Origin of the sequence: Thermoactinospora rubra (genome assembly GCF_002093975.1) — a bacterium.
Taxonomy (GTDB): Bacteria; Actinomycetota; Actinomycetes; order Streptosporangiales; family Streptosporangiaceae; genus Nonomuraea; species Nonomuraea rubra_A.
In genome coordinates this window covers 27,157-40,182 of the sequence record NZ_KZ084332.1, presented here as the reverse complement: position 1 = coordinate 40,182, position 13,026 = coordinate 27,157, and the positions used below count along the sequence as shown (strand labels likewise).

5 protein-coding genes are annotated in these 13,026 nt (G+C 70.7%); all 5 read right to left on the bottom strand.

The genetic code is table 11. From position 1 onward, the window contains the following. Window positions 1-111: 111 nt before the first annotated feature. The gene (locus BSB02_RS12215; protein ID WP_084958880.1) at window positions 112-1,383 is read right to left on the bottom strand and encodes a hypothetical protein; all 1,272 of its coding nucleotides are present in this window, start codon (window positions 1,381-1,383) and stop codon (window positions 112-114) included. A gap of 73 nt (window positions 1,384-1,456) precedes the next feature. Next, window positions 1,457-5,146: a BREX-2 system adenine-specific DNA-methyltransferase PglX gene (gene pglX, locus BSB02_RS12210; protein ID WP_240506378.1), complete on the bottom strand. Its 3,690-nt coding sequence runs from the start codon at window positions 5,144-5,146 to the stop codon at window positions 1,457-1,459. Continuing rightward, window positions 5,104-9,615, bottom strand: a complete 4,512-nt coding sequence (gene pglW, locus BSB02_RS12205) for a BREX system serine/threonine kinase PglW (RefSeq protein ID WP_084958878.1) — start codon at window positions 9,613-9,615, stop codon at window positions 5,104-5,106. Before pglW ends, pglX begins: the two co-directional genes overlap by 43 nt. A 140-nt stretch (window positions 9,616-9,755) precedes the next feature. Next, complete coding sequence (locus BSB02_RS12200; protein WP_143590544.1) at window positions 9,756-11,411, bottom strand: SWIM zinc finger family protein; 1,656 nt, start codon at window positions 11,409-11,411, stop codon at window positions 9,756-9,758. Between the two features lie 67 nt (window positions 11,412-11,478). Beyond that, the gene (locus BSB02_RS12195; RefSeq protein ID WP_084958876.1) at window positions 11,479-13,005 is read right to left on the bottom strand and encodes an MFS transporter; all 1,527 of its coding nucleotides are present in this window, start codon (window positions 13,003-13,005) and stop codon (window positions 11,479-11,481) included. Window positions 13,006-13,026 lie beyond the last annotated feature (21 nt).

Below are 13,026 nucleotides of genomic sequence, written 5' to 3'. Positions count from 1 at the left end.
GATAGCGTCGATACTGAAGCCGTCCGAGAGGACGCTTACACGCTGTGCCGGACGTAGGGGCCGGCAGATGAGTTAGATCGAGGGCGGGCCTGCGGTCCGCCCTCGATCGCGTCACGGGACAAGCGGGCTGGAGACCGCCTGGTAGAGCGGGTTGCCGTCACGGGTCTCGCCCGCAGCCACGGTGACATAGCGGGCGCCGATCCCGCCGCGGAAACCGCGTGGCAGCCGTGCCACCACGGCCCGCCCGTCGGCCAGCACGGCCTTCGCCACTCCCGTCCCGGGGAGAAAGCCCGTGATCTCGGCGATAAGCGGTGTGAGCAGTGGCGAGGCACCGGAGGTCACTCCCTCCAACCCACCGACGAATCGGGCGCGATAGCCGTCGTCATAGACCACGATGGCCCGCCCCACGGCCACATTGTCCACCGGGACATCCACCTTGACCCCACGCGGCCCGCCGGGCAGGTCGACCGACACCAGGGTGGGCCCGATCCGCTCGACCACTTTGACCTTGAGCAGGTTCGGATCCCGGACGGCGGGCGCGCACCGAGCGAGCGCCACCCAGGGGAACTCGGCATTACGCTCGCCCAGATCCACACCGGCGGGGTAGAGCCGGTGAACGCTCCGCGGAGCCGGGCGGCATCCGCCGAACTCGGCCAGCGGCACGGTACCCGGCACGCCGGCGGCATTCCGGAGCTGAACCACCTCCCGGCCCTGCCGCGTGGCGAAGCCCGACACCGTCCAGTCATAGGGGCGATCCCACCGCTCGAAGGCCAGCCTCGCGATCTGGTCGCGCAGCCCGTGACCGACCGTGCCCCTGGCCTCCGTCATCACGGCCAGCGCCGCCTGGCCGAGCAGGAGCCAGTGATCGAGGTTGCGATTGTGCACGACCGAGGGCGCCGCGAAGTAGACCGGCACGTCAAGAGTGTGCGCGAACTCCGACATCGGTGTGAGATCGGCGTCCTTGCTCAGCAGCACGATCGCCCGAGACGGCGAACCCTCATGGCGGGCTGCGTACGCGGCGGAGGCGATGGCTCGGGCGCACAGCACGTCAACCTGCTTTTCCTCGGGCCTGCCGAACTTCTCGCGAAGGTAGCCCCTCAGCACGTGACCGCCCGCGTCCTCGATGCGTTGCGCGTAGTCGCAGTTTCGGCGGATCTCGCGAGCCAGCCAGGTACCCGCCCCACCATCCGCCCGCGTGGCGACAGCCGCGATGACCTGATGGGCGGCGAAGCCGTACATTCTCAGCGCGGCCTCCACGCCCGGAACCGTCGGATAGCGGCGTGCGCCGAGCACTTCGGCAGCCTGGCCGGCGAGGTTGCGGCTGTCGATGATGACCGTGGCCGGGATGAGGGGGCGGAAGGCTGTTTCAAGCTGGCCGGTCACTTCCGCACCTCCGCGCGCCGATCACCTCATGGGCTACTTGTGACGAATACTCTACCGAGAGTAGCGGCGCGGATCACTTTTTCTTTACCCGGCTGGGCTTGCCGGGCCGCCAGGCGCGCAGGTCGTCGTCGGTCAGGCCGTGCTCGCCCTGTTTCTGGCGGCGGTAGGCGGCGAAGAAGCCGGCGGGCGAGCCGCTGTAGAGGATGTCGAACTCGTCGTGCCACTGGTCGAGCCAGGGCTGGAGTTCGAGCAGCCCGGCGAGGAACGGGGTGATCTCCTGCGTGGTCATCGGGTGGTTGGTGAAGTACGTGGCCAGGGCCTGCGCCTGCTCCCGGTGGTCCCAGCCCGCCCAGCCGTACAGGTCGGGGGTCTGGACGTTGGCGTCGCCGTAGGAGATGAACCGCTCCTTGGGCACGTCCAGCTTGCCGCGATGCGTCCAGAACGACGGGCGGAGGAAGTCGGCCGAGGTGTACTTCGGCGGCACCGGGATCGTGTCGCGGATCTGCTTCTTGGTCTTGACGGCCGGGTCGTCGGAGAACTCCGGCGCGGCGTCCTCCTGCCGCTGCAGCTCCCAGACCTCCTCCCAGTCGGCGCGCTTCTTCAGCCCGCTGGGCTTGTAGCGGAGCGCGGCCAGGAACGGGACGTGCTCGGTGGAGATCAGGTCGGCGACGAGCCGGTGCAATTCCTGCCGCGGGGCGTAGAGCCTGGCGACGGAGACGAAGTCGGCGTCGCGGGAGAGCTGGTCGGCCAGGCGCGCCAGGGTCAGGATCGCCGGCCGGCCGTTCTCGTCGTACCAGAGGTCGCGGGACTCCATCCGGTCGAGCAGCCAGGAGCGCAGCGCCTTCTCCTGGAGCGCGTCCCACCCTTCGGTGGCCCAGCGGCGCTTGTATTCCGGCCGCTCGACCATGCCGATCGCCCGGGAGCTCTCGATGGCGTCGATCCGCCTTTGGACCGTTTTCTTGTACGGCTCGGGCCAGTGGCCGGGGATCTCGGTGACGGGTGTGGAGTTGTGGCGCCTGAACCATTCGCCGGAGGCTTCGCCGCCGGCGACCTTGCGGGCGAGGACGATCTCGAAGGCACGCTCGCCGAGGGCGAGCTCGGGGACGGTGTCCTCGGGAGCGCGCAGGTCTTCGGGGTGCAGGTTGTAGAGGGAGTAGACCTGCCAGTCGAGTTCTTCCTGGAGGGCGATCATGCGGGCGCGGATGGAATGCCATCTGGCCTTGGCCTCGCGCAGGGCGGTGGCCGTTGGGGGTCCGGCGGCGACAACCGCAGTGGGAGTGATCGCGGCGAGCTGCTGAGCGAGGTTGTCCAGCTCCGTTGCCAGCTCAGTCGGGTAGCTGGCGGGGAGAGGGAACTCCTCTAGGCTGGTGCCGGTAAACTCGTAGCGCTCCTCCCAGGCTTCGCTTTGAATCCCCCGCCCGAGGCCACTGCCTCCCTTCCCTTGACTCACCTGCTTCAGCCAGAAGCAGGCGGTGGAGCTGTTGAGCAGCCCGAGCAGGCGCAGGTGCTCTTCCTCGGTTGCGCCCTCCCGCAACTTGATCACGGGTGCGGAACGGTTGAACACCTTCCCGCCCCGGTCCAGCACGAAGTGGTTGTGCGTCGCCACAAACGCGAATGCAATGCCAAGCGGCACCGAATATCTCTCGGGGTGCCACCGACTCCATTCGTACCACGTAAGTCCGATCTCTTCATGTATGCCGCCCGGTTCTCGACGCTCCCGCAGCAGCTTGCGATAGCGCCACAAGATTGGGGCAACATCGGAAGTAAGCTCCGCCCGAAGATCCGCCCCATACGGAAACAGGGACTCCGTTTCCTCCGAAACCCGCCAGTCCCGGACAGTGTCGCCTTCCACCAAGGGCACAATGTGGCGGCCTTGCACACCGAATCGTTTCCACGACCCACTAGGCGCAAAATAGACCGCATCGCTTCCTGTATGCGTATAGCGCCCAATCGTCTGCCTTGAAGCTATCAGCCGTTCAACCGACGCCGCGTTGAGTTGCTCGACCATCTCCAGGCCACCATCGGCTAGGATCCACGGCTGCTTGCCGAAGTAGCGGTCACGTTTCAGGTCGTCCACCGAAACCCACTGGCTGACCGAACCAGGCTTATCGATCTGGTCAACAATCGCGCGCCAGACCAATCCGTTTTCGGCGTTGTCCGGCGTGGACGGCTCCCCCTGAACGCTTCGCACGGTCCGCACCGTGTCTCCCCGCAGGCGACCGGACCGCCGGGTGCCGATGAGGATGACCGTCGGCGTGCCGTGACCAGGGATGTACGCCCCGGACGTGTCGATGACCTCAGTCAGCTCAACCTTGTGGGCGAAGAACTCCTCAATGAGCTTCGTGCCGAACTCGCGCTTCATGAACGAGTTGGCCGTGATCTGGCCGACCAAACCGTAGCCGCGCCCATCCGCATCGCCACGCTTGGCCAGTTCGAAGAAACGTTGCGCGAACGGCACTGAGAGGGCGTACTGCATAGCGCAGGCGTCGTAGAGCTCCCGGTAGAGCTCGTTCAGCTTCCTGTCCTTGACCGTGATGTACGGCGGGTTCCCGACCACCACGTGGTAGCGCCCCGGCTCCAAAATCCCCGGATGCTCGTGCACGTCCTCGGTGAAGTACGCGAAGTCGGCCAGCGGATCGCCCGGCACCTCCTCACCCAGCGTCAGGGGCAGCTGCCGCGCCTTGATCAGCGAATCGCCCACCGCCAGGTGGATCGGCCACTCGTACCTGGCCGCCTCCCTCATGGTGCGGACCCCGGCCGCCGCCATCGCCGCCACCAGCAGCCGGAACCGGGCGACGGCCACCGCGAACGGGTTGAGGTCCACCCCGTGGACCGAGTCCAGCGCCGCCCGGACGCGCTCGTGCCGGTCCCGGTGCGGCTGCCGCTCGCCGTACAACCTGACCAGCCGCCGGAAGGCGCCCAGCACGAAGTGACCTGACCCGCAGGTCGGGTCGATCATCTTCAGCTCTTCGTGGCCGAACTCCCTGATCGCCGGCTCCAGGGTCCGGTTCAGAATGAACTCCTCGACGAACTCCGGCGTCTGCAGCAGCGCATACGTCTTGCGCGCCGCCTCCGACAGGTCCTGATAGAGGTCGCCCAGGAACCGCGTGTCCCACCCGGACGTGCCGTCCTCGCTCAGCGGGTCGGTGAAGTCGTGGATCAGGACGCCGCTCTCGTCGCGCCGCCGCCAGAACTCGACCAGCTCACCGGCCCCGTCGTGGCTGAGCGGGATCTGGAAGAGCGGGTTGTGCCGGGGGTCGAACAGCAACCGCCCGGCCTGCCCCTCCCCCAGCTCGGCGAAGGCACGTTCCAGCCATCCCCGGTAGGTCGGGTCGGCATCGGTCTCGACATACGCCTCATACCGGGCCTGTGCCATGTCGCGCCGCTCGGCCTCCGGCGCGGTCAGGTACGGCTCGGCGATCAGCCGGTTGTCCTCGCAGAACCGGACGAACACCGTGCCGAGCACCCACGCCACCGCGACCTGCGTGATCCGCTCGTCCAGCCAGGCGCTCCACGTGGCCGCCGTCCTGCCCAGCTTGCGTGCCTGGTCGTATTCCGCGCGCAACCGCGCCGCCACCGCCGGGAGCTCCCCCACCTGCCTGCCGAGATCGGCCTCGGCCAGCTTGACCTGCTGCTTCAGGTCCTCCAGGAGCGCCTTGCGGTCAATCACCGGTCTCCTCCGAAGGGGGGCGGGGGCACGCGACAGACGGATGCTATCGGCTACCCCGCGCCTGCACCGGCCCGATGCAGGTTCGTCACCCACGAGTCCGGCAGTTCGATCCACTCCCCCAGACCCGCCTGGTACGGCACCGCGACAGTGCCCAGCCGGGGCTCGCGGCCCGGGTCGGCCTGCGGGCACAGCAGCCACAGCCCTCGCGTGCCCTGCCGCGCGGCGGCGGCCAGGCGGTCCAGCACGCTCATCGCGTCGTACCTGGCGAACACCGCGGTGTCGATGAGCAGCACGGGCCCGCTCCCCGACCCCAGCAGCGCCCGGAGCCGCGGCTCGACCCGCGCCCACGCGGTCCTGCTGTACTCGGCGAACTTCAGCGCCGCCCGGCTGCCCGGCTCGGCGACGTCGGCGCGCAGGATCGTCTCCCAGGTCGGCTTGGTGCCCGGGGGAACCAGCTCGTGCATGGCCTGGAGGAACAGCTCCGTTACGGAGACGACCTGGGCGCCGAAGCGGCTTCCGCCCAGTTCGGCAATCGCGCCGCGGACCCTGGCGGTGTGCACGGTCAGCACCCGGAACCCGTCTCTGCGCGCCGATGCGGCCAACTGCTCGTCCGCCCTGACGGCGCCCGCCAGCTCGGGGTCGTCGGCGTATCGGTCGGCCTGGCTGAGCCGGGTGGCCCGCCGCTGGGCGGAGGCCGTCACGCTGCTGGTGATCCTGTCCAGGTTCCTGGGCAGGTAGCGCTGGTTGCCGGTGCCCTCGCGGGTGGACAGCACGAGGTCGAACCCGGCCTCCTTCAGAGCCCTGGTCAGCACGGCCCCGGTGGGCAGGCTGCCGTCGCCCAGCTCGGGGAAGCGCGCCCGCACCCGCTCGTGTATCTCCTCCACCGTCAGGCCCGGCTGCCGCTCGTCCGGCACCCCGGGGATGTGCCGCACCAGGCCGGCCTGGGTGAGCCTGAGCGCGCGGACCAGCGACAGGTCGCGCGGATAGATCTCCAGGCGCGGGGTGACCGCCGCGTTCTTGGAGGCGGCCACGGCGAGCTGGACCATGCGCCGCTCGTCCCACTCGATCGTGCCCTGCGGGGGTGTGACGGCGCGTAGCTGGGTCAGCACGGTGCTGGCGGTCGGCAGCGTGTCGAGCTTGGCCAGGTTGTCGGCGGCGCGGCCCAGCCGTACCGCGTAGTCCAGCAGGCCGGGAGCCGAGGGGGTGGTGGGCGGTTCGCCGTCCGCCACCTCCATGGCCAGTAAGCCGGGGGTCTCGTCACGGCCGGCCGTGTGCATGAGCCTGCGTTCGCGCGGGTCGAGCTGTTCCATCTCGACGACGGCGCGCGTCACCGCGAGGGCGAGGGCCCGCCGCTGCCCGCGTTTGTTCAGCCGGGTGCCACGCCGCAGGATCAGCGCGTCGGCCACCTCCGTGACGGAGGCCACCCGGCCCAGCTCGGCGACGATCTCGATGACCTGCCGGCGGAGCGCCAGCAGCGCGGGCTGCTGCTTCCAGCGGATCCGCTGGGCCTTGAGCATCTGCGGGATGCGGCCCCGGCTCAGGCCGAGCGCCTGCGCCACCGTCTTCTGCGACGGCCAGACCGCCTGCCCGGGCAGTTCCCCGTGCTCGTCCGGGATACGGAGCAGGAGCCGGACCATCTCCGCCTCGTTGCGGTTGGAGCCGTTCTTCTTCGGTTCCGGCACGAGGAGCGAGGCCAGCGTGTCGAGGCTGACGCTGCGGAGGGCCTTGGCGGGCAGCTCGTCCGCGTGCCCGCCGGTGGCGAGGCCGTCGATGAGGGCGGCTTCGCCGGCACTGAGGCCGTCCAGCTCCTCCTTGGCGGCGCGGCGTCCCTCGGGAGTCAACGGGGAGACGGGTTCGGCGCGAAGCTGCCTGCCCCACTGGACGATCCGCCGCTGAATCTCCTCACGGGTCTTCGCGCCCAGCCCGGGGGCGTTGACGAGGGTGCGCTGGCTGTAGTCGAGCAGGCCGCCGACCGTGGTGATGCCCAGGTCGTACAGGAAGGACTCGGCGGCGGGCGTCAGGCCCGCGGCAGACAGGTGGGTGTCGCGGGTGACCGCCGCGGCCAGCCGTTCGCGCTGCTGATCGGCCTCCTCGTCGGGCAGGGCGTGGCCGGTTGACGGCGTCGTCTCCGCGTCGAGGAAGATCTTCCGCCAGGCGTCCCGCATCCGCTTGAGGTCGGGGAAGCGCCGGTTCGCGTCCCGATGCAGAGCTTTGCGGAAGAACGCGACCAGGCCGTCGCGGATGGCCGGGTCGAAGGCGTCGGCCGCGATCGTGGGATAGGGCCACTCGTCCGGATCGGTCTGTGACGGCAGGACCCGGCCGTCGCCCCACTTCGGCATCTCGCCGGAGGCCATCTGGTGCAGCGTGACGGCCAGCGCGTAGCGCTCGGCGTGGGCGTCGTAGACCGACCGTGTCAGCGTGCCGATGAAAGGATCGAGGTAACCCTCCGTGCCGGCCTTGGTGTCCTGGACCGGATAGCCGGCCAGGGAGAAGTCGATCAGCACCAGCTGGCGTGTCCGGTTGCGGCGGACCCGGATCGCGATGTTGTCGGGCTTCAGGTCGCGGTGCCAGACACCCTCGCCCTCCAGGAAGTCGACGGCGCCGAACAGGTAGTCGCTGTAGGCCTCCAGCTGGTCGATCGGGAGCCGTCCGCGCTCGCGGAGCTGACGGGCGACGGTCTCCTCGCGGCGGCGTGGCCTGTCGGGCCGCTCGCCGTCGTCGTCGCCGTCGCGCTCGTCGCCGACGTACTCCAGAGCCAGCGCCGTCCGGCCGCCGACGGTCAGCGGCCGGTGCTCCACGAGCTTGATCACTCGGGAATCCGCCGTGAGCCGGTTCAGGACCTCGGCCTCGCGGATCAGGATGCCGGCGCGCGTGTCCGAGAGCGCGATCTTCAGCACCGCCAGGCGGCGATCCTTCGGATCGGAGTGGAGATCGCGGACGAGGAAGGCCCGGCTGGTGGAGCCGGTGCCCAGGCGGCGGCGGACCTCCCAGCGGCCGGCCAGCACGTCGCCGGGCACCGCCTCCAGCGGGTCCTTCTCCTCGACGGCCTCTGCGGCGGTCTCAGCGGCGGTCTCAGCGGGAGCCGGCGCGGTGAGCGAGTCCTCGACGCACTCCAGCATCTCCAGGAACTCGTCGACCGTGGCCGGCCTGTGCTCCGGCTTGTAGGCGGTGGCCGCCTGGACCAGCTCGTCGATGTCCGGAGACAGGCCGTCGACGAGGGCGCTGGGACGCAGTCCTTCCCCGGCTTCCATCCTGGCGAGCAGCTCGGCCTGGCTGGGCGCGGGCGCCTCACCGGTGACCAGGAAGAAGGTCAGCGTGCCCAGGCCGTAGACGTCGAGGGCTACGGGATCGGGATTGGGAGCGGTCAGCTCGGGCGCCAGGTAGGCCTCCGCGTCGTCCGGCAGGTGGATCGCCGAGAGAGCCGAGGGCGCCAGCCTGGTCGCCCCCAGGGACTGGGGGCTGGGACGGTGGGTGGCGATCTGCCAGTCGGAGATCTGCAACTGTGGCGTCAGCCAGGCGGTCTCCTCTCCGATCGCCTGCCCCTGAACGCCCCTGTTGCGGGGGATCACATGCACGGAACGGGCAGCCAGGGCACGGTGGTAGACACGCCGGGAGTGCGCGGAGCGCATGGTTTCCGCGAGCTGACGCACCAGCGCCATGCGCCCGACGATGTCGAGCTTGTCGCCGAACTGGGCGAGGTAGTCATCCAGGCGGAGCGTCTGCGGGTGGTAGCCGAAGCTGAGAGCGGGGCCTGCCGAGTGGCCCGACGGGTAGTACTCCTTGAACTGGACGACTCCGGGGTGCCGGAAGCGGCGGAGCACATCCGCCTCCCGGCGCGCGGCATTCTCCACCGACGCGCGGATGCTCTCATCCGCTCCACGCTCGCGCAGGTAGATGCGAATGCGCGCCGGCTCGGGAAGTTCGCTGTGCTTGGCCAGGTAGTCGGCCCAGGTCGGCCCGGAGTCGAACGACTTGCGTTCGAGCAGATAGGGGCCGACCTTGAACTCGGCGTCGCTCCGCCGGATGCCGATCTTCTCCAGCGTCGCCTTGATGGCGCGCGAGTCCGACGGCGTGATGCGGTGCCGTTCGTCGCGTGGCGGCCCCTTCAGCAGGTTCACCAGCTCCTGAACCGTGTAGACGCCGTTCTGGTCGTTGGGCGGCAGGTTGACGCGCAGGTGGCCGCTGGTGAAGCACACCGCCTCCTGGACCCACACCCGCTTGCCGCGGCTCAGCAGCCCGGCCAGCTCCTTGGCCTTCCTGTTGGCCAGGTGCAGAGGGTTTCCATGAGTGATGCGCCTGCCGCTGGGCGTGGTGTTCACCCATGTCCCGCGCTCCACGGCGAGGCTGCCGCGCCAGTCTTTGAGCTCGACGAGGTACACCCCGTTGGGGGCGACGACCAGGAGGTCCACCTCTCGGACGTGGCCGGTGGCGGCCGTGAAGGTGAAGTTGGACCAGGCACGCCAGGGTTCCGCGTCGGGAAGCCGCTCGCGGATCGCCTCCAGGCCCCGACGCTCATGGTCGAACTCAGACTCGGTGACGGTGGTCCACCGGCCTTCGCGCATGCGCCAGCTCCGGTCGTGAGTGCTCCTCGCCGGCCGCCGATCGCGGGGCCGGGCTTTGCTCAGGATGCTATCCGGCGGGTGCGACGGAAGATGACCTCTCGGCCGGCCTGGAACACTCGATGCGGACGCTCTCCACAAGGTCACAGTCCACGGCGGTCGAATTCGGCCATGAGGTTGCGCTTGCGCCTGTGGGCGGTACGCAGCCGCGTCAGGTAGGCGCGCGCGTCATCGCCGCGGCCGAGCCGTTCACAGAGGGTCTTGACCTGCGCCGCGAAGTCGGCGGCCTCGGCGTAGGCCTCCCTCTTCATCACAAGGATCTTGGCCTCCGCCAGGCGCTGGTAGATAGGGATCGCCTCGGCCGGGTGAGTGGCCGCCCGCAGCCGTGCCAGGCGCGCCCACTGGCTGTCGGCCGCGCCCGACTCGGTGGCGGCCTGCCATGCCTCCTCGGCGGCGTTCTCCCACAGCAGCACCTCCACCAGGGGCGAGCCCGCCGGGACGCGGCGAGGGTCGGCGGCATCGCGGCGCAACAGGTCCAACGCCCAGGCACGCAGCTCCGGCCAGCGGTACGGCGGAGCCAGGGCGTGCAGCTCTTGATAGGCCGCCAGGGAGCGCTCGCGTTCGAACTGAGCGCGGCGCAGCGCGAGCGCGTCGTCCTCGCGCCCGGCGGCGGTGTAGGCGGCCACGGCGAAGTCGGCCAGCCGCCGGTCGTAGGCGCCTTCGGCGGCGGCCAGCCCCCGCTCGGCCCACTCCAACGCCTCCCGCGTCCGGCCCGCCTCCCGCAGGGTCTCGACGACGGCCGGGTAGGCGACGCCGTCGCCGCCCCGGCTGAGCACGGACACCAGCAGGTCCACATCGCCCCGGGCCCGCGCGTATTCCTCCATCAGCGCGTGCGTGAGCCAGTCCTCCTCCATCAGCCGGTCGCCGCGGGGCAGGCGTCGCTCCCAGATCCGCCGCAGCCGCTCCCCGTAGGCGTCGATCCCGATCTCGCCGAGCGCGTCGGCGTAGTCCTCGAGCGACACCTCCGGGACGTCGGCCTCGCCGAGCTGGAAGTCCAGCAGCCACGAGGCCAGCTCGGCGGGGTCCGTCCCGGCCGCGGCGCAGGCGGCCGCGTGCACCGCGACCAGCGCCCGGCCCGCCTCGCCGACCTGCCCGTCGGAGTCGTCCACCAGCTCGTAGTTCTCCCCCAGCCGCCGCATCGCCCGCTCGGCCAGGGCCGCCACCGCCTCGCTCCGGCCCGCGCGGTGCAATCGGCCCAGCTCGCCGGCGACCTTGCGGACCGCCTGCGCGTACCCCCAGCTGTCCTCCCACTCGACGTAGCCGCGGACCTGCAACGCGCGGTCGATCAGCCGATGCAGATCCTGCGCGTCCGGGTCCCCGGCCGGGTCGGCCGCGGCCCGCAGCTCCAGCCGGCGGCGGACCGCCCGGTCGTTCTCGGCCACCTCCACCAGCAGGTCCACCAGCTCGCCCGGGTCCAGCGACCGCAGGTAGGAGCGCAGGTCGAACCGTTCGGGCACGGGATCGCCGTGCTCCCGCTCGCGCAGGCAGACCAGGCCCACCGCGACGCAGTGCTTGCAGAAGTTGCCCTCCTCGCCCCACGGGCAGCTGCAGCTTCCCTCCAGCCCGTGCCGGCCGACGGTCAGCTCCACGTCATAGGGCTCACTGCCGTACACGGTCGCGCAGATCGTGGCGCCGTCGGCCTGGAGGTCCTCGACCGCGTCGACGTAGCCGACGCCGCGGTTGTAGGACTTGCTCCCTGCCAGCGCCAGCAGGTCCTCTTCGCTGAACTCGGCCATCATGCTCCCGGACTCGGCACTGGTGACGTATGAGATGATTCCCGCGCCCGTCACCGGCTGGAGAGCATTCTCACAGGTTGCCCGCGTTCTCCGCAGAGTCGCCAAGCGCTGTTTCCGTTTTGCCGATCGGGCGCAGGTGCCGCAGCAGCGTCACAGCGGCCACGGCGAGGCCGAGCACGAGCACGGCGCTCAGGGCGGCGACGGCCAGCAGGCCCTGGTTGAAGGCGGCCTGCGCCTCCGCCACGAGGGCCGCGGCAGGGCCCGGCGGCAGGTCGTCGGCGGCGTCGAGCGCCTCGCTCAGCGAGTCGCCCGCCTGCGGCGAGGTGACGGCGCTGCCGTAGACGGCCGTGCCGACGCTGCCGAGCAGCGCGATGCCGAGCGCGATTCCCAGCTCGCCGCCGCTTTCGGCCATCGCGGACGCCGATCCGGCCCGTTCCGGCGGCGCCGATCCGACGACCAGGTCGAGTCCCAGGGCGCCCACGGGGGCCATGCCGAGGAAGGCCACCGTGACGCCCGTGACCAGCCAGCCCAGTCCGTCGCCCGCCACGACGACGGCGAACCCGGCGGCCGACGCCACCAGCCCCGCCCCGACGACCAGGCCCGGCCGGAAGACGCCGGCGACGACCGGGGCGGCGAGGGAGCCGGCCACCAGGCCCAGCGCCGGAACCGCCATCCACAGCCCGGCGGCCAGGGGCGACAGCCCCTCGACCAGTTGTAGATGCTGGCTCATGAACAGGTACACGCCGCCCTGCACCACCATGGCGACCGCCATGATCGCCAGGGCCGCGCTGAACGAACGGTTGCCGAACAGCCGCAGGTCCACCAGCGGCTCGGCCAGCCGGCGCTGCCGCCGCACGAACGCCACGCCGAACACCGCACCGATCACGATCGCCGCGTAGGCGGCCACGCGGGCGGGATCGTCGGCCAGCTCCTTCAGGCCGTAGACGACCGGCAGGATCGCCGCCAGCGACATCGCCACGCTGGCCGGGTCCAGCCGGCCGGAGCCCTCGGCCGCGGCCTCCGGCAGCAGGATCAGGCCGCCCGCCACGACCAGGACCATCACCGGCACGCCCATCAGGAACACCGACCCCCACCAGAAGGTCTCCAGCAGGAACCCGCCGATCACCGGCCCGGCCGCCGCCCCGCCCATGAAGCACGCGGTGAACACGCCGATGGCCATGGCGCGCTGCCTGGCGTCGGCGAACAGCCCGGCCACCAGCGCGAGCGCGGTGGGCCCGATCGCGGCGCCGGAGATCCCCAGCAGCACGCGGGCGGCGATGAGCATCTCGGTGGTAGTGGAGTACGCGGCCAGCGCGGACGCGGCGGCGAACGCGGTCGCGCCGGCCAGCAGCAGCCTCCGGCGGCCGATCCGGTCGCCGAGCGAGCCCATGGTGATGATGAATCCCGCGATCATGAACCCGTACACGTCGGTGATCCACAGCAGCTCGGTGGCGCTGGGATCCAGGTCGGCGGCCAGGTGAGGCAACGCGAGCACCAGGACCGTGTTGTCCACGGCGAGCAGGAGCGTGGCCAGCGCGAGCACGGACAGTCCCAGCCATGCGCGCGCCCCGGCCCGGGTAGTGGTGGTAGTCGTCATGCGATCAGCCTGGGGCGCGGG

Excerpts from the sequence above, each read along its gene's own strand:
- BSB02_RS12200 (WP_143590544.1), bottom strand. The coding sequence starts at position 11,411 with ATGATGGCCGAGTTCAGCGAAGAGGACCTGCTGGCGCTGGCAGGGAGC.
- pglW (WP_084958878.1), bottom strand. The coding sequence starts at position 9,615 with ATGCGCGAAGGCCGGTGGACCACCGTCACCGAGTCTGAGTTCGACCAT.
- BSB02_RS12195 (WP_084958876.1), bottom strand. The coding sequence starts at position 13,005 with ATGACGACTACCACCACTACCCGGGCCGGGGCGCGCGCATGGCTGGGA.